Origin of the sequence: Paenibacillus andongensis, assembly GCF_025369935.1 — a bacterium.
Lineage (GTDB): Bacteria > Bacillota > Bacilli > Paenibacillales > NBRC-103111 > Paenibacillus_E > Paenibacillus_E andongensis.
The window spans coordinates 4,546,305-4,563,668 of the sequence record NZ_CP104467.1 but is presented as its reverse complement, the minus strand read 5'-3'; the positions used below and the strand labels follow the sequence as shown (position 1 = coordinate 4,563,668).

At 43.7% G+C, this 17,364-nt stretch carries 21 protein-coding genes; 20 read left to right on the top strand and 1 reads right to left on the bottom strand.

The genetic code is table 11. From position 1 onward, the window contains the following. Window positions 1-62: 62 nt before the first annotated feature. From NYR53_RS20740 to NYR53_RS20680, 13 genes are all read left to right on the top strand, one after another. Window positions 63-881, top strand: a complete 819-nt coding sequence (locus NYR53_RS20740) for a polysaccharide deacetylase family protein (RefSeq protein WP_261301103.1) — start codon at window positions 63-65, stop codon at window positions 879-881. Window positions 882-1,301: 420 nt separating this feature from the next. Further along, a complete protein-coding gene (locus NYR53_RS20735; RefSeq protein WP_261301102.1) occupies window positions 1,302-1,883 on the top strand; it encodes an RNA polymerase sigma factor in 582 nt (193 codons plus the stop codon). Between the two features lie 6 nt (window positions 1,884-1,889). Then, window positions 1,890-2,519, top strand: a complete 630-nt coding sequence (locus NYR53_RS20730; RefSeq protein WP_261301101.1) for an anti-sigma factor family protein — start codon at window positions 1,890-1,892, stop codon at window positions 2,517-2,519. A 51-nt stretch (window positions 2,520-2,570) separates the two neighbouring features. Further along, window positions 2,571-3,152: a histidine phosphatase family protein gene (locus NYR53_RS20725; RefSeq protein ID WP_261301100.1), complete on the top strand. Its 582-nt coding sequence runs from the start codon at window positions 2,571-2,573 to the stop codon at window positions 3,150-3,152. Between the two features lie 141 nt (window positions 3,153-3,293). After that, window positions 3,294-4,448, top strand: a complete 1,155-nt coding sequence (locus NYR53_RS20720; RefSeq protein WP_261306457.1) for a hypothetical protein — start codon at window positions 3,294-3,296, stop codon at window positions 4,446-4,448. A 178-nt stretch (window positions 4,449-4,626) separates the two neighbouring features. Continuing rightward, complete coding sequence (locus NYR53_RS20715; protein WP_047674234.1) at window positions 4,627-4,815, top strand: IDEAL domain-containing protein; 189 nt, start codon at window positions 4,627-4,629, stop codon at window positions 4,813-4,815. Window positions 4,816-4,971: 156 nt separating this feature from the next. Next, window positions 4,972-6,003 (top strand): LCP family protein, encoded by a 1,032-nt coding sequence (locus tag NYR53_RS20710; protein WP_261301099.1) that lies wholly within the window; start codon window positions 4,972-4,974, stop codon window positions 6,001-6,003. Window positions 6,004-6,073: 70 nt separating this feature from the next. Continuing rightward, a complete protein-coding gene (locus tag NYR53_RS20705; RefSeq protein WP_261301098.1) occupies window positions 6,074-6,505 on the top strand; it encodes a DUF2487 family protein in 432 nt (143 codons plus the stop codon). 283 nt (window positions 6,506-6,788) lie between these two features. After that, a complete protein-coding gene (locus NYR53_RS20700) occupies window positions 6,789-7,334 on the top strand; it encodes a QcrA and Rieske domain-containing protein (RefSeq protein ID WP_290428950.1) in 546 nt (181 codons plus the stop codon). Window positions 7,335-7,351: 17 nt separating this feature from the next. Further along, window positions 7,352-8,023, top strand: a complete 672-nt coding sequence (qcrB, locus tag NYR53_RS20695; RefSeq protein WP_029193037.1) for a menaquinol-cytochrome c reductase cytochrome b subunit — start codon at window positions 7,352-7,354, stop codon at window positions 8,021-8,023. A 19-nt stretch (window positions 8,024-8,042) separates the two neighbouring features. Continuing rightward, window positions 8,043-8,936, top strand: a complete 894-nt coding sequence (locus NYR53_RS20690; RefSeq protein WP_261301097.1) for a menaquinol-cytochrome c reductase cytochrome b/c subunit — start codon at window positions 8,043-8,045, stop codon at window positions 8,934-8,936. A 68-nt stretch (window positions 8,937-9,004) separates the two neighbouring features. Further along, complete coding sequence (locus NYR53_RS20685) at window positions 9,005-9,664, top strand: DUF1405 domain-containing protein (RefSeq protein WP_261301096.1); 660 nt, start codon at window positions 9,005-9,007, stop codon at window positions 9,662-9,664. Window positions 9,665-9,730: 66 nt separating this feature from the next. After that, window positions 9,731-10,606: a sporulation protein YpjB gene (locus NYR53_RS20680; RefSeq protein ID WP_261301095.1), complete on the top strand. Its 876-nt coding sequence runs from the start codon at window positions 9,731-9,733 to the stop codon at window positions 10,604-10,606. Window positions 10,607-10,658: 52 nt separating this feature from the next. On the opposite strand, the gene NYR53_RS20675 is transcribed toward NYR53_RS20680, so the two are convergent. Further along, on the bottom strand, window positions 10,659-11,531 hold the full coding sequence (locus tag NYR53_RS20675) for a YitT family protein (protein WP_261301094.1): 873 nt from the start codon (window positions 11,529-11,531) through the stop codon (window positions 10,659-10,661). Window positions 11,532-11,642: 111 nt separating this feature from the next. On the opposite strand from NYR53_RS20675, the gene NYR53_RS20670 reads away from it, so the two are divergent. The 7 genes from NYR53_RS20670 (at window position 11,643) to NYR53_RS20640 (ending at window position 17,069) form a co-directional block, all read left to right on the top strand. Next, window positions 11,643-11,981, top strand: coding sequence for a nucleotide pyrophosphohydrolase (locus NYR53_RS20670; RefSeq protein ID WP_029193041.1), 339 nt, complete (start codon window positions 11,643-11,645; stop codon window positions 11,979-11,981). A gap of 64 nt (window positions 11,982-12,045) precedes the next feature. Further along, a complete protein-coding gene (locus NYR53_RS20665) occupies window positions 12,046-12,549 on the top strand; it encodes a tetratricopeptide repeat protein (RefSeq protein WP_261301093.1) in 504 nt (167 codons plus the stop codon). Window positions 12,550-12,582: 33 nt separating this feature from the next. Continuing rightward, window positions 12,583-13,386, top strand: a complete 804-nt coding sequence (gene dapB, locus NYR53_RS20660; RefSeq protein WP_261301092.1) for a 4-hydroxy-tetrahydrodipicolinate reductase — start codon at window positions 12,583-12,585, stop codon at window positions 13,384-13,386. Between the two features lie 26 nt (window positions 13,387-13,412). Continuing rightward, a complete protein-coding gene (locus NYR53_RS20655; protein WP_261301091.1) occupies window positions 13,413-13,832 on the top strand; it encodes a methylglyoxal synthase in 420 nt (139 codons plus the stop codon). A 1-nt stretch (window position 13,833) separates the two neighbouring features. After that, the gene (bshB1, locus tag NYR53_RS20650) at window positions 13,834-14,526 is read left to right on the top strand and encodes a bacillithiol biosynthesis deacetylase BshB1 (RefSeq protein WP_261301090.1); all 693 of its coding nucleotides are present in this window, start codon (window positions 13,834-13,836) and stop codon (window positions 14,524-14,526) included. An 18-nt stretch (window positions 14,527-14,544) separates the two neighbouring features. After that, complete coding sequence (gene bshA / locus NYR53_RS20645; protein WP_261306455.1) at window positions 14,545-15,717, top strand: N-acetyl-alpha-D-glucosaminyl L-malate synthase BshA; 1,173 nt, start codon at window positions 14,545-14,547, stop codon at window positions 15,715-15,717. Window positions 15,718-15,743: 26 nt separating this feature from the next. Beyond that, entirely contained in the window at window positions 15,744-17,069 is a 1,326-nt protein-coding gene (locus NYR53_RS20640) for a CCA tRNA nucleotidyltransferase (protein WP_261301089.1), read from the top strand. The last annotated feature ends 295 nt before the right edge of the window (window positions 17,070-17,364 follow it).

Sequence of the window (17,364 nt, the reverse complement as noted above, 5' to 3'; positions counted from 1 at the left end):
GGGCGAACGTGATGAAGATCCAATGGATAGGGAAAAGTATGCTTATTTTGTTAATCGCTTTCATGAATTTTTTACCATCCTTAGTACGAGCCAATGATGTTGTTTATTCAAATGAAGTTGTTGTATTGGTATATCACCATATCGATGATCAAATACAGGGCTCAGTGACAATATCGACAAAACTGTTCGAAAAGCAGTTAGAAGCTATGCAGCGGAAAGGCTATCATTTCATTAGCATGGATGAGTTTAAAAGCTTTAAGTCAGAGGGGACGGCAATTCCCGACAATGCGGTACTAGTAACGTTTGATGATGGCTACAAAAGCTTCTACACCAATGCTTTTCCGATACTCAAAAAAATGCGAATACCTGCTGTGAATTTCGTCATTACCAAAGATTTGGACAACCCAGGAGAAACACCTTTACCATCCTTGTCTAGAGAAGAGATTAAGAAAATGAGAAAAGAGTTTGCCGGTATTGATTTTCAATGTCATTCGGATGCGCTGCATGCGATGAACAATGGCAAGCCACTGTTGACGAACAAAATAACACAAAACGGTATAACAGAAACAGACGATGAATTCAAACAAAGAATTCTGAACGATACCCGTACAGGCCTTTCTAAACTAATTGAAGTGAATGGCTCAAAGTCCGTCGATTCCTATGCGTATCCTTTTGGAAGCTATGATAATCAAACGATTACGTATCTCCAGGAAGCCGGAGTTAAGTTCGCCTTTACAACTAAGCAAGGTATAACTACGAAGGAAACGGATTCTATGCAAATCCCACGGATCAATGCAGGCAGTCCATTCATTCGACCACATTCCATAAATAATTTAATTAAACAAGCCAAGCGGCATCAAATACAACCTATTCAATCTTAAAAAAAATGAGTTGGTAAACGTTTTCAAAATAAGTATTGACAGAATGAAACCGTATACATATAATAAAAGTACAGTATGGTTTCTCTCCACTCCTATCCGATAATCGCACCATAAGTGCAACCGCCGATTCGGCGGTTTTTTTTTGTGCTTAAGTACCATATTTTTCTGATTTTATTATATAATGGGAAGGACAGTCCTGTTGTGTGCATCAGACACGCTGCAAATTGAACTTTATTGAACATTTTGTCGAATCTAGCAGGAATTTCGTAATGAATCAAGAAGGTTTTATAGGCTCGTATTTTATTCGTACATAAATTCATAATTCTTTTACAAATAACCGCAACTTTTCACTCCTGCCGCAGTACAACATGTATGAGCAGTTGGAGTGGTACCCGGAATCGTTAGGAGGGCCGCCACGTAATGACCGATTCCCAATTGATCAGAGAAATCAAGGATGGAAATGTTCAGATTTACAATGAACTTATGCGTCGTTACGAGCGTAAAATCCTTGCATTTATATTTCATATGTTAAAGAATACGCAGATGGAAGCCATTGCTGAAGATCTGTGTAACGAAACTTTTTATAAAGCGTATCGCAGTTTGCATTCTTTCCGTGAAATCGAGGCATCCTTTTCAACCTGGTTGTACACCATTGCCCGTAACACAGTTCTGAGTGAGCTGCGCAAAAATAAAAGTGTTCAAATCTCGCTGGAACAAAGTGGACTGACGCCACATGCATCCTTTGATGCTATGCCAGAGCAAGCTATGCTGCGTAATGAGAAAGTGTCTATGGTTCGCGAAGCTATTAATAGTTTACCAGAGAAACAACGATCGGCTTTGATACTTAGAGAGTACGATCAGATGGATTATCAAGAAATCGCGAACATTTTAGGCCAAACGGTAAGCTCGGTGAAGTCACTCTTGTTTAGAGCAAGGGCATCCGTTAAATTACAACTGGATCCTTATTTCAGTGAACCGATATTCGAAGAATCGAAGGGATGAAAGAGCATGAAGTGTAGTGAGATCCAGGAATTATTTGGGGTATATTGGGATTTGCCGAATGATGACCTGCGTCGTTCCGCAGTAGATGAGCATATAACAACTTGTGCCGAATGTGCGGAAGAATTTCAAATATGGGAAGAAAGTACGATACTGATTCGTACTGCAGCGATCGAGAGTGAGCTGCCTGATTATGAGCCAATGGTTTCGGGCAAGGTTATGAATCGGATTTACGAAAATGAGTCATGGCGAATTCCAGTTTCTGAACGTATGTATGCCATCTCTTACACACTTAGACGTAATCTTACCGCTGTTATTGCTTTTTGTTTAGCTTTATTCGTATTTAGCTTCTTATTTGCCATCGTGTACGATGGTACGCCTCAATCTTCAATAGCAACTGCAGATAATTCCTTGTTTGATCTGCAAGCGCCGCAAGCCTTGAAGTCCAGCGGTACTGAATCGATGAATGGTCATAAAATGGGAGACGCTGTGGCGAGTCTGAATCCTAGTTTTATGGAACCTTTACGCTTCCACGTAGGACCTATTCACTCCTATCCGCATTACTTACTGGTCGTTTCGATACTAGGTCTAATTGCAACAATCATTATTATGAATTGGTTGTCACGAACAAAAGCATAATGCTCCTGTAGGAGCATTTTTTATTTTATAGAGATATTGGAGGGACAAGCAATGACAACAATCGGATTCATACGTCATGGGAGCACAGAATGGAATCGTCTTGGTAAGCTTCAGGGGCAGCTAGATACGGATTTAACTGAAGAAGGAAGAGAACAAGCGCGATTACTTGGACTAAGATTAGCAAAAGAAACTTGGGATGGCATTATAAGCAGTGATCTGAAGAGAGCTAGAGAAACTGCACAAATTGTTTCGGATCTATCGGGGATACCTTTTATAAGCACTGACAAGAGGCTTAGGGAGCGTAAATATGGGCAGGTAGAAGGAACTACCGTTGCAGAAAGAGAAGAGCGCTGGGGGCCCGATTGGAAGCTTCAGGATTTAGGTCAAGAGTCGGATGCTGATTTATGGAATCGATGGACAGAGCTAGAAGCAGAATTAATTCAGGCTTATCCGAATGGGAAAATATTATTAATTTCTCATGGTGGATTTATCGTGCAGATTCTTAGGGTTCTTCGCATGGATAGTGAAGATTATCTACAGAATACTTCGCTTACAATTCTACTGCGTCAAGAAGAAGGCTGGGAGCTTCAATTATACAACTGTTTAACTCACTTACAATCTATAACTGAATAATAGCTATTAAGTAAAACATGACTTTTTTGAAAGAGTCATGTTTTTTTATTTGGATTGGAATATTTTTGGTGAAAAATCCCATAATGGTTACTAGAAACCTCGGAGCTGAAAGCTTCGTTAATTGGGGGATGTAGGATGGAAATGAACCTAGCGGATATGCTCAGTTACGCCGATATCCATGAATTAGGCCGAATTGCTCATACCTACGAGTGTGAGTGTAATGGTCATTCGAAGAATGAATTGATTCAATCGATTTTGAGCACGGCGCTGCGCAGAGAGATTTTCGAGAAGCATATTCAAGGCTTGGCTTTAGAGGATATTCGGTTCTTGAATTCGCTGCTTTTCGATCCTCGCAATGCATTCAGTATTGAAGAACTTATCGCTAGAGTTGGGCAATCACGATTTCAGAAGGAGGATTCGGAGGAATGGAATCCCCGGGATATGATCATTAAATTCAAGAAGCTGGGATGGTTGTTCAACGGTTATTCACAGCAAACGAAGTTTTTATTTCATGTCCCGCAAGATCTGAAACGTAGATTTAGTGATGTTCTAACTAGTCAATTCAAACAAAGCCTGAAGACAACAAATGAACCCAATGTTTACCGTGATGAGCAGTTACTTATCGTCGAAGACATTTTTCATTTCTTGACGTTCATCTCTCAAGAACAGGAAATACCACTCACAGCGGAAGGTTCTATGTACAAAAGGCAGCTTCAACAGATTCTCAATCGTTTATCAGTTCAAGAAGAAATGGTAACAAAGGGGACATGGCGATTCGGCTATGGCCGCATGTTTAAAGAGTATCCGAACCGGTTTTCTTTCATCTATGATTATTGCTTTTACAGGCAGCTGATTAGTGAACATTCACAAATACTTCGATTAACAGAAGAGGGAAAAGCAAGGTTGGTAGAAGGCAAGAAAGAAAACCCAGCTGAAGTGTACAAGTTCTGGCTGCGGCTTTATAAAAATCCAATTCCGAATGTGCAAAGCGTTGTGGCCTGGATTGACCGCTTAGGTGGACAATGGGTAACCACGGCATCACTTGGAGAGGTGCTTTGTAAGCTTGTTAAACCTTTCTATTATGATAGTTCTGAATCGATCGTGGAACAACGTATTCTACAAATGATGATGCATTTGGGCCTAATTAGGATCGGGGAAGATCAGGAGAATGGTGCTGTGATCCAAGTCACCAAGCTCGGAACGAAAGTGATTCAAGGAACCTTTGTAGCTGAAGAAGATAAGGTCGTCCTCTTTCTGGATAAGGAAAGTATACGTTTCAGAGAAGAAGTTAAGTAGATAGGTAAAGACACATTCCTATTGAATCGGGCGATTGAAGGAAGCGCTAATGTAACGAGTGAATATGATGCAGTAGGGGCAAACACAAGGGATTGGCATACACCAAGAAACAGACTTACATGTTTTTGCGAAAAAGAAGCTCCTGACAAACCGCGGACAACATTTGGAGGTAGGTCTCATGGGAAAAATGAATGTATCTAACGATGCGCTGCTGGCACTTTTCGCGGAAATGGTTTGGGATAATGCCATACGCAAATATAAAGAAGAAAATCTCTATAAGGAGATTGACCGCGCTTTAGCCAAGGGAGATCAAACTACGTTCTTAGCTCTTACATCTGAGCTTAAAACGTTACAATCATTGGGTTGATTACTTATTTGGTGGCGGCTATAAACACACAAAAAAAGGCGCGTGAATCTTATTCACGTGTCTTTTTTGCTGGATATCGCGTGAAAAAAGAACTAATTTGACGACCCGCGCGTCTCTTTAAAAGAACATAATATCAAAACCTAAAAGGAGAAAAGAATGAAAAAAATGATAAAAAATTCTCGTATTCGCAAAGTAATGTTACCCGTTCTTTTGATCACAGGGCTAATTGTAGGAGCTGCGTCTGTATATGCAGCTTTTCTATATAACAAATTGAATCAAACGTTGGATCATATTGCTGCGCCTGAAGCCACCACAGCATCAAATTTATCTGCTGAAAGCTTTGTTCCTGCTACGCAAGCAAGCAATCCCATTGAGAAGCCGCTAACTTTCCTTCTAACGGCAATAGATGAACGAGAAGGCAATGAGGGATCACTGAATACTGATGTCATGATGCTGTTCCGTGTTGATCCGCAAACGCATCAAGGTACGGTGGTATCCATTCCAAGGGATTTAGAGATTGAAGCGGATAAGTCCGGATTAGACGGATCTCATAAAGCCAATTATTTCTATGCTTATTATTACAATAAAAATAAAGATACGGCCCTTCAAGAAACTAAAAGACTGTTCAGTGATGTTTATCAAGTGCCAATTGATTATATGGCCGTTATTAATTTTGATGGCTTTCGGAAGCTTATCGATCAATTAGGGGGAATGACCGTCGATGTTGATATGGATATGCGTTATCAGGATGAAAGTGACGGAACGGATATTCATCTGAACAAAGGAAAACAGCGGTTGAATGGCAAACAAGTGTTAGATTTTATTCGTTACCGGAAATCCAATTTAGGAACAGCAGAATCCTCGGATATGGAGCGGAATCAACGAGAACAGCTTGTACTTAATCAGTTACTAGATAAGTTAACCACATTGAATGGTTTGACCGCTTGGGGAAGTGTGCTTGATATCATTGGAGGGACCATTAAAACGGATATTCCAGCCGATCAGCTTCGTACATTGACGAAATCCTATCGTGACTTGAAACCGGCAACCGTAAACTACATCCAATTAAAAGGCGAATGGGAGAGCCCCTATCTAGTTGTAAAGCAGCAAGATCTAGAGGAAGCGCTCGGCGCTTTGCGTGGTCAACAATCTGGCGAGCAGATTGACAGTCAGAAAAGGACGGATTAAAGTACAAGATGAGCTTTATGCTATTACATAGTGAGTGGACATTTGGCAAACAATAGGGGAGGACAATTCATTGAAGTTTAATGAAATATCAGCGCAAGATTGGCCAGAATTGAAACCGTATTTGGACACCTGTTTACTTCCATTGACTGGGTTGACTGGGTTTGAAGATCCAGCACAAGTGACACTCGCGCTAGAACAGCTTCGAGATGCTCTGGAAACAATTGAAATTCCTTACAAGGGAAGAGTTGTAACCTATCCAGCGCTGCACTACATAACGGGTACGGATATGAGAGAACAGTTGAACACCATTTCACTTCATTTAAAAAGAATGGGGTTCCGTTATGTTATAGGTCTTACCATACATACAGAAGCAGCTCTTTGGAAAGATGAGCAAACGGATTTGCTGATTGTTGTCGATATGGAGCAGTGGACGAGCCAATCGGAACTAATTAAATCAAGTATTTCCAAACAAGTACAAGCACTATGGCAGCCGAACGATTAACTTTAAGCGGATAAGCGTATTAATGGAAAAAAAGTTGTGCAGGATAAGGGGAGAAATTAATTTCTATCGCTTCCAAAAAGTTGTGACAATTTCGTTAAAATTTGTCCGATGGCCGAGTTTTCAACCGATGAAAAGGAGTTATGGATTCTTGACGACCTAGTAGACGTAGGCTATTATTAGTAATGTCCTAGTTATGTAGTGTAATGTCGAACGACACGTGATAGAGGTAACTGATGTCCGAGAGGGTTCGGATTTCGGCCAATGTAGGAGGGTAGACCTGAGAATGAGTGATCATAACAATCACAAAGAAGAACAGCATGGGAAGAAGCCCGGGACCAAACGCGAAATGTCTCGTCGACAATTTCTTTCTTACACCCTTGGTGGCGCTGGTGGATTCATGGGAGCCGGTATTATTATACCGATGATACGGTTTGCTATTGATCCTGTCCTTCAAAAGAAAAGTGCTGCGGATTGGGTTAAAGTTGTCGAAGAAAGTAAAATTACAAATGTTCCACAAGCGTTTACGTTCCAAGTCCATCAGGTTGACGGCTGGTATGAAAGCGATGCAGAACTGGTTGCATGGATTTCCAAAGACAAAAGCGGCAAACTCTTTGCATTGAATCCAACTTGTAAGCATCTTGGTTGTACAGTCAACTGGAACGATAATCCTGCTTACAAAGATCAGTATTTCTGTCCTTGTCACGGTGCTCACTATACGCAAGATGGTAAGAACCTTGCTGTTGCACCAAAGCCTTTGGATGAGTACACGACCAAAGTAGAGAATGGTTTCGTTTATGTGGGACAACTACATGCTAACACAAGAGTATAAGGAGGCGTCAGCATCAGATGTTTAAAAACGTATACAACTGGATTGACGAACGTCTTGATATTACGCCAATGTGGAGGGATGTAGCAGACCACGAGGTTCCAGAGCACGTAAACCCTGCTCATCATTTTTCCGCTTTCGTATATTGCTTCGGCGGATTGACGTTTTTCATTACAGTCATTCAAATTTTGTCAGGTATGTTCTTAACTATGTACTACACACCTGATATTATCAACGCGTATGCCAGCGTAGACTATTTACAACATAAAGTGGCTTTCGGTGTTATTGTCAGAGGTATGCACCATTGGGGAGCCAGCTTAGTAATTGTCATGATGTTTTTACATACCCTGCGCGTGTTCTTCACAGGCTCTTATAAAGCACCCCGTGAAATGAACTGGGTTGTAGGCATGTTGATTTTCTTCGTTATGTTAGGTCTTGGTTTTACCGGATACCTGCTTCCATGGGATAACAAAGCATATTTCGCAACACAAGTAGGTATGAAGATCGCAGCAGCGGTGCCGTTCGCGGGACCTTATATTGAAACATTGCTGCAAGGTGGAAGCATTGTTGGCGCACAAACATTGACTCGTTTCTTCGCCATCCACGTATTCTTCCTGCCGGGCGTTCTGCTAGCTTTGCTTGCTGGACATTTCTTCATGATTCGCAAACAAGGTATTTCCGGACCGCTATAATTGAAAGGAGGGTCAATGCGTGGCGCATGGTCATAAGTCTGACGAAAAAATCGTTTATGTGGGAGATTCCCGCGTAATAAAGAAAACACAAGAGCAACGACTGATTCCTAAAGATTATTCTGCATATCCGGGGAAATCAGAAGCATTCATACCAAACTTCTTGTTGAAGGAATGGATGGTTGGTGTAGTCGTATTGGTCGGTATGCTAGTACTGGTCATGTCGGATCCAGCTCCGCTAGGATATCCTGCGGATCCTAAGAACACCGCGTTCATTCCAATGCCGGATTGGTATTTCTTATTCATGTATCAATTATTGAAATACCCATATACATCAGGAGACTATGTTGTACTTGGTGCGGTTGTTGTACCTGGTTTACTGTTCGGCGGCTTGATGCTTGCTCCTTTCTTGGATACAGGTAAAGAGCGTCGTTTCTACAGAAGACCGATTGCTTCAAGCTTGATGATTTTATCTCTTATCGCTTGTACGTATTTGACGTATACATCTTGGTCACATTACCAAGTAGAATTGAAAGAGAAAAACATCGTTCCAGAGCACATTAAGCGTGAGGAAGAGATGCACGCGAAAAAAGGTGCAGCTGGTGGTGGTGGCGGCGCTGCGAAGGATACGAAGAAATCTGCAGCTATCGTTGCTGCGGATGATCCTGGTGCAGAGATTTACAAGAAAGCAACTTGCTTATCTTGTCACGGTGCTGGACTTAAAGGGATGCCTGCTTCTGGTGTACCTGCCTTACTTGGTGTTGGTGATAAGCATCCCCAAGATGAGATTCTTGGCATTATCAAAAACGGTAAAGGCAATATGGGTAAGCAATATCAAGCTAACATTGATAAAGGCTTAAGTGATGCTGATATTAATAAACTTGCTGAATGGTTATCCAAACAAAAAGCTCAATAAACAAGGAAACCTGATCGCGAGAGCGGTCAGGTTTTTTTAGATAAGTTCACACAAGAGGAGGAGCTTACTTGCAGCAAGGGTTGTCCGTTTCCTATTTTTGGAGCAAGGATTTTCTGCTCAGTAAAAAGATGTTGTGGGCGTTTTTCATTTCAAACCTTTTAGGAACCATTTATGGCTATGAGTGGTACTGGGCACAAATGGTCGATACGATTGCTAATTACCCGCTTTGGTACGTACTTTTCGTTCCAGACAGCCCAACAGCCAGCTTGTTTTTCACACTATCAATCGGCTTCCTGCTGATAGACCGTTCTTTGGATCAGCAACCTAGTAAGCTCTATCGTGCTTTTCGCGGGTTTGTTGAAGCGTTTGCACTGATTACTTCATTTAAATATGGAATCTGGGCGGTTGCCATGATTTGGACAGGGGCCTGGCAGGGAGTTCCCGTCGGCTGGGATGGTTGGATGCTGACAGGCTCGCATTTGGCAATGGCTGTGGAAGCGCTGCTATTTGTTCGTTGGTATAAGTACAGGCTAACGGCTGTTATTATTGTCGCCATCTGGACATTTTGGAATGATTTCATGGATTATGAAAGAGGGATTTTTCCACGATTGCCTCGAGAACTTGAAGACAATCTAAATACGATAGAATGGTTCACAGTTGGGTTAAGTGCGACAGGCATTCTGATAGCAATCGTTTGTCTGCTTATCCGCAAGAATAGAAGTACATAACCGCATAGCAGCTGGTCTAAATTGGGACAAACCTCCATATGATGATGGTGAAGGAGGGGATGTCCCATGTTTAATTATTCCAGTATGAAATGGTTAACAACCACACTTCTGCTGGCAGTTGTTATAAGTATTAGCTCAGCTTGCGGAGTTAGCACGAGCACAATCGGACAAGCCGCGCCAATAGATCCTGTGCAAGTAGAGCGGATAGCGTTTTTGAACCAAATTGCTGATGAGATGTATAAACAAACCATGGATGGTCAAGTCACAGAAGCGAGAAATAAACTGATGCAAATGTCTGATCAGATTCCTAAGATTCATTTCGAGGGGATAACATCTGTAGAGGGGTTAAATGCTTTAACGGAGACGATTACACAAGCGAAAAGGGTCTATAATGCCGTAACTTATTCACCAGAAGAAGGGCAGATCGCTGTCGCCAAAATCCGTCTCGCCACGGATGCGCTAACACATAAGAACCAGCCTATGTGGCTGCAATATCATAAAGTACTGCAAAATGATACCAATATCCTACATGAGGCTGTAAAAGCGAATAAACAGAAGGAGGCGTTGGCGAATTTCGGCAAGCTGTCCCAGCATGTTGCCATTATTCATCCTTCCTTGCTGATTAGCCGAGATGCCTCTTCCGTTGAGAAACTTGATTCGCTGCTCACTTTCATCCGAACGAATTTGAATAGTCAGCCTATGTCGATCCGACAATTGGAATCAGCGCTTGATCATTTAAATCAAGTATTGGATGATTTATTTCTGAAGAACAAGGATGCGATCGCTTTCGTGCCACTTACGGACCCTAGACAGCCAATCATCTGGTCGTTAGGTATTGGTCTCATTATTGTCAGTGTGCTATCCTTCGTAGGATGGAGAATGTATCAATCAGGACGAAATATTGTCCATGTTAAGCAAACAAAAGAAGGCGAAAATAGGTGAAACATAAAGTGGGTTGAGCATGCTTAGAAAGCTGCTTAACCCACTTTTTGCGTTACTGTTTTTTGAATCCTTCCCCAATAACATCATGTACTTCACCAATAATGATGAATGCCCTCGGATCCATGGCATGAATGAGCTCGCGAAGCCTCCTCGTTTCGTGACGGTAGACAACGCAATACACAACTTCCTTATTATTGCCGGAGTAGGCTCCTCTAGCTGGGAATAAAGTCACTCCTCTGTCTAGTTCTGTCGTAATGGCTTGTGCTAACTGACTTGCTTGATCGCTAATAATGGTAAAGACTTTGGCGGCGTAAGCACCCTCGGAAATATAATCGATAAGTCGAGAGCTTACGAAGACGGCCACAAGTGAATATAGAACTTTCTCTTTAGGTAAATAGATTAACGAGGAGCCAATGACGATGACGTCAATAATAAGGATGACTTGGCCGACACTCCAGCCTCTCTTCTTATTACCGATATGAGCCAAGATATCAGAGCCGCCTGTAGTACCTCCGAAACGGAAGACAAGTCCGAGTCCAGCCCCGAGTGTGATACCCGCATATAGAGTCGCTAGAAAGTAATCCTGAGTGGTGTGAAAAGGGATCAGCCATTGCTTTTTAATAAGAAGCTCCATGATCCATAAAAAGAAAGACAAAGAGACGACGCCGAAAATGGTGTATAGCATCCTTCCTTTGCCGAAATTTTTCCAACCGATATAAAACAAAGGAATATTAATCAACAAGGTAGATATGGAAGGTGGGACGTTTAATACATATTTGAGCAGCAAGGAAACACCTGTAACTCCGCCCTCCATTAACTCATTAGAAATAACAAAATAGTGCAAACCAAACGCATAAATAGCCGTGCCGATCATAATTGCAACAACATTCGTAAATCGATCAGCAAATCGTTCTTTAAATCTCATTCCTGTTCCTCCAAATACTTGATGGTTTTGCCAAAAAAATTTGTCAACTTTTCTTCTATAGTTTAACATAGTAATGATAGCTCGGTGAAGATGATGGAAAGAAGGGTGAATATGTCTGAACGTACTCTTAAAGATATACAACAAGAGGTTGACACTTATATTTCCCAGTTTAAGGAAGGATATTTCAGTCCTTTAGCTATGCTGGCCAGAATGTCAGAAGAAGTTGGCGAATTAGCCCGAGAAGTGAACCATACCTACGGTGAAAAGCCAAAAAAAAGCACGGAAGAAGACAATTCTATTGAGCTCGAACTCGGTGATATTCTCTTCATAACGATCTGTTTCGCGAACTCTTTGGGCATTGATTTGACGGAAGCGCACGATAAAATCATGCATAAATTCAACACACGGGACGCGGGTCGATGGACCAAAATTAACACCGAAACTACATAAGCTTCATAAACTATACCATCCCCAATAACGGGAGACTCGATTTCGGGTGGAGGAGGATGGGCAGATGAATGGAGAAACTCAAATACAGAAAGCGTACGAATCCATACTTGGTCATGATTTTGAAAAAGCCATTGAATGGTTTGAAAAAGCGATAGCTGAAGAACCAAACAATGCTGCCTATCACTACAAGCTATCGATTACTTTTGCAAGAAGTAACAAATTGTATAAAGCCATTGAGCATGCTTATAGGGCAGTAGAGCTGGTTAAAGATAATGAAGCTTATCGTTATCATTTGCAAGTGCTGCATGCAAGAGAATTAGTTGAAAAAGCACAAAAACAGCTAAGTGCCCAGTCTGAGCATGCGGAACGCGCGATTTTCTTACTAAAAGAAGCGATTACTCTTGATCCTCTGGCTATTGAAGCGTATCTTATTCTAGGAGAAGCCTTTGCTTTTCGAAAGGATTATGGGAGAGCTTACCAAACTGTTATGGAAGCAGTTCGTCTTGAGCCTCATCATGAAATTGCGAAACAGTATGCGGCGCTCTATCAACAAAAGATGAAATCATAGACCTGAAACATACAAAAAGGAGATATTCTCAACATGGATCGTAAAATTCGAGTAGCCGTTATTGGTGCAAGTGGAAGAATGGGGCGAGAGGTCGTGAAGACCGTGCTCACAGAGTCCGATATGGAATTGGTGGCTGGGGTTAGCCGCTCCTCTGGCCCAATTGATTTGGGAAGGATGGTAGGATTTGAAGAATGTGGGGTTCAAATGAGCAATGATTTGGAGCAGGCTCTCACTGAATCCAGACCAGACGTTTTAGTTGATTTTACAGGACCGCAAACAGCGGTTTCACATACAAACTTAGCTATTCGCCTAGGAATTCGCCCAGTAATGGGAACAACAGGATTTACACCCCAAGCTATTGCTGAATTGGACAAGCAGTGTCAAGAAAATGGCATTGGCGGAATCATAGCTCCGAATTTCTCAATAGGGGCTATACTTATGATGAGATTTGCGGCTCAGGCGTCTAAATACTTCCCAAATCTCGAAATCATTGAGTATCACGGCGATCAAAAGCTGGACGCGCCTTCAGGAACAGCAGTGAAAACCGCGGAACTGATCTCCGAAGTTAGAGGAGAGCTGCGTCAAGGTAATCCAAATGAAGAAGAAACAATTGAAGGTTCGCGCGGCGGGTATTACAATGGATTTAGAATACATAGCGTTCGATTGCCTGGTGTCTTTGCTCAGCAGGAAGTGATTATGGCAGAGCAGGGCCAAGCGCTCAAAATTAGACATGACTCCTATGATCGTGCAGCCTATATGCCGGGCGTTGCGATTGCTGTACGTAAAGTGATGACATATAGCGGAATGATTTATGGATTCGAGCATTTTATAGATTAAAGAGCCCTAGGGGAGTGGAAGACAAGATGTTAAAGATTGCGTTAATTGCCCATGATCGTAAGAAAGATGAAATGGTGAACTTCGTTACCGCGTATGAACATGTATTCGAAGGTCATAAGTTATATGGAACAGGTACGACTGCACAGCGGATTATGGATGGCACAAAATTAGACGTACATCGATTTATGTCAGGTCCGCTTGGGGGAGACCAGCAGATTGGCGCTTTGGTAGCACAAAATGAAATGGATTTTATTATTTTCCTTCGAGATCCATTAATGGCTCAACCACATGAACCGGACATTATTGCTCTTCTTCGTCTGTGTGATGTTCAGGGAATTCCTTGCGCTACGAATGTAGCAACAGCAGAACTGCTCGTCAGAGCGCTTGATCGCGGGGATTTTGGATGGAGAGAGTTAGTACATAAATATAAGCCAGGTATTGAATAAGATGAGCGATTCTCTCGATATTCTTATATTTGGCGCACATGCAGATGATGCTGAGATTGGAATGGGGGCTACGATTGCCAAACATACCAAGCTTGGGCTTAAGGTAGGGCTTTGTGATTTAACCTATGCCGAAATGTCCTCTAATGGCACAGTTGAAACAAGGATTGAAGAAGCGGAACTAGCTGCGAGTATTCTTGGCGTTAAGGTTCGGACGAATCTGGGACTACCGGATCGAGGATTATTTGCCACACAGGCCAATATTGAGCGGATTACACAAGAAATTCGTAAATTTAAGCCTAGAATCGTGTTTGCTCCCTACTGGCAGGACCGACATCCAGACCATATAGCCTGTTCGGGGTTGGTTCAGGAAGCTGTTTTTAACGCCAAGTTACGCAAGTATTTGCCTGATTCTGAGCCTGTGAACGTGGAGCAGATGTACTTTTATTTTATAAATGACGTTTACGAAGCTGATCTCATGGTGGATGTAACCGATTATTACGATGAAAAAATTGCCGCACTGAGCGCTTATCGCTCACAATTTATAACAGGTCAAGGTACGGTAGCCACGCCCTTAAATCAAGGCTATATCGAACGAGTTGAAGCTCGTGATCGCGTGTTAGGTCAAAAGCGTTTGTTAACTTATGCGGAAGGTTTCATTTCAAAGCTGCCTTTGGTGGTAGATCGATTCGTTTGATCGGAAAAGAGGTGCATGATGAAAGATAAACTCAAGATTGGAATTACCTGTTATCCAACTTTAGGTGGTTCAGGTGTTGTTGCTACGGAACTTGGCAAGCTGCTTGCCGAAAAAGGACACGAGGTTCATTTTATTACACACAGCATGCCTTTTCGTTTGGGCAAATTTCATAAAAATATTTTTTATCATGAAGTGGAAGTCAGTCAATATTATGTCTTTCGGTATCCACCTTATGACCTGTCTCTCGCCAGTAAATTGGCGCAGGTCGCCAAGATGGAGGAGCTAGATTTACTACATGTTCATTATGCTATTCCTCATGCTGTGTGTGCTCTACTGGCGAAGCAGATGGTTGGAAGCAATCTCAAGGTTGTTACGACACTCCACGGAACCGATATTACTGTTCTGGGACAGGATCAATCGATTTCTGACTTGATTCGTTATGCCATTAATGAAAGCGATGCGGTTACAGCGGTTTCCAAAGACTTGATTAAAGAAACAAGGGAATTATTGGACATCGACCGCGACATCGATCTAACTTATAATTTCGTCGACAAACGGGTGTATTACCCGCGTGATATTACGAAGCTTAGAGGCGAGTTTGCCCGGCCGGAAGAAAAGATTCTCATTCATATTTCTAATTTCAGACCTGTCAAACGTGTGCAGGATGTTATTGATATTTTTGCAAAAGTCAGCAAGGAGATTCCATCACGTCTCTTGTTCGTGGGAGAAGGTCCCGATTTATCCAAAATGATTGCAAAAGTTAAAGAACTTGGACTTACAGATAAAGTTACATTCTGTGGTAAACAGGATGATGTAGCGCAGGTGATTTCCCTTGCCGACGTGATGCTGCTTCCTTCGGAAAAAGAGAGCTTCGGTCTAGTCGCGCTAGAAGCAATGGCATGCGGAGTACCAACAATCGGCTCCAATGCCGGCGGGATTCCCGAACTCATTACGCATGGTGAAACTGGCTATTTAGCAGATGTTGGAGATACTGATAAAATGGCTGAACATGTCGTAAACTTGCTTAGTAATCAAGTGTTGTATGAGCGAGTATCGCAGAATTGCTTGACTCGTGCTCGGAATACCTTCTGTAATGATATAACTACGGTTCAATATGAGGAAATTTATTATCGCGTGCTGGGAAGAGAGCTTCCAGAATCCCATCGCATTACAGCTTCGTCCTGTCAATAAGAGGATGTTAGCAGGTTAGGAGTAACATGTCGGATGATGTTAAAGTAAAAGTAATAGATCCTGGAGCTTCTATCGTTCTCACTAAGCTTGCCCAAGCAGGTTATGAGGCGTATCTTGTAGGTGGTTGCGTTCGTGATGCTGTGCTTGGCCGACCGATCAAAGACATCGACATTGCGACGTCTGCTTTGCCTGAGCAGGTGATGTCCTGCTTCCCGCGGACAGCGCCGACGGGGCTGCAGCACGGCACCGTTACCGTTATCCTGTCACAGGGGACGTATGAGGTGACAACGTTCCGGAAGGAAACGGAGTATGAAGGCTTCCGCCGCCCGACATCCGTCGAGTATATTTCGGATTTGACGGAGGATTTGAAGCGGCGCGATTTTACGATGAACGCGATGGCGATGGATGCGGCGGGTGTCGTTCTTGATCCATTTGCCGGGCAGAAGGATCTTATGGCGGGGGTGCTCCGCTGCGTAGGCGCCGCGGAGGAGCGTTTCGGCGAAGATGCGCTGCGCATGCTTCGCTGTGTTCGTTTTGCCTCGACCTACGGACTGGACGTCGAGTCGAGTACGTGGCAAGCGCTGCTGGCGCAAGCTCCGCTTCTTCGCCACATCGCTATGGAGCGCGTGCGCAGTGAGCTGCAGCGCATGATCGAAGGCCCAGCCCCCGCACGGGCTGTGCGGTTGCTGCTGGCGAGCCGCCTCACGGCGCACCTCAAAAAGCAGCTGCCGCTGCCTTTTGAGCGCTGGCTCGCCTGGGATGACGCGCTGGATGCTGTCAGTGCGCTGGAAGGGCAGCATGACCGTTGGGCCATGCTGCTGATGCTCCTGGAGATGCCGGCGGACACAGTCCGCACGGCGCTCCAGGAGCTGACTTTCTCCCGCGCCGATGGCGAAGCGGTCGTGGCGGTGCTGGCCCTACGCGAGGCTGTGGCCGCGCAGCTTACGAGCGGCGCTGCGCAGGACGCCGCTTTCGCGCTAGTGCAGGACCCGGCTCCGCTGGAGCGGGTCTGGAAGCTTGGCGCGGTGCACAGCGGCGAAGCCGCTGCCCGCGCTCTGCTGCGGCTGCTGCGCGTGCTGCCGCAGTGCCCTGAGCAGCGCGGCGAGCTCGCGCGCTTCCTACGCTCTGCCGCGCCGGAGCTGCTGCGGCGCGGGGATACTTGGCTGAAGGAGGTTCCCTGCTTCAGCCTGAAGGAACTTGCCATATCCGGCACGGATTTGGCGGAGGAGCTTGGCCGGCAGCCTGGCCCATGGATGGGCATACTGCTGCAGCAGCTGCTTGAACGAACTGCGCTCGGTGAAATCCCGAATGAGCGAGCATCACTTTTACAAGCCGCGCGTGCTGCGAAGTAGCAGCGCAGCGCGGTTTTTTTCAAAGAGGAATTCGTCTTCACAATGGTGAATCGTGAGGATGAATGAATCCATATACGAGATTGAATGATGTTGTAAAAATGCAACAATTTGTACCTAAATCCTGCTTATGAGCCTATGATGTTACATAATGGAAATCGTTGATTCATTCATTATGGCCTCCTCGTAACTGGTATTCAACTCCAAAATTTGATTTTAGAGTCATACAGCTCTAGTGAGGGCAGTTTGGCCTGTGGTGGATACCAATGTTGCACACCACCATGTAGAGCACGACTGG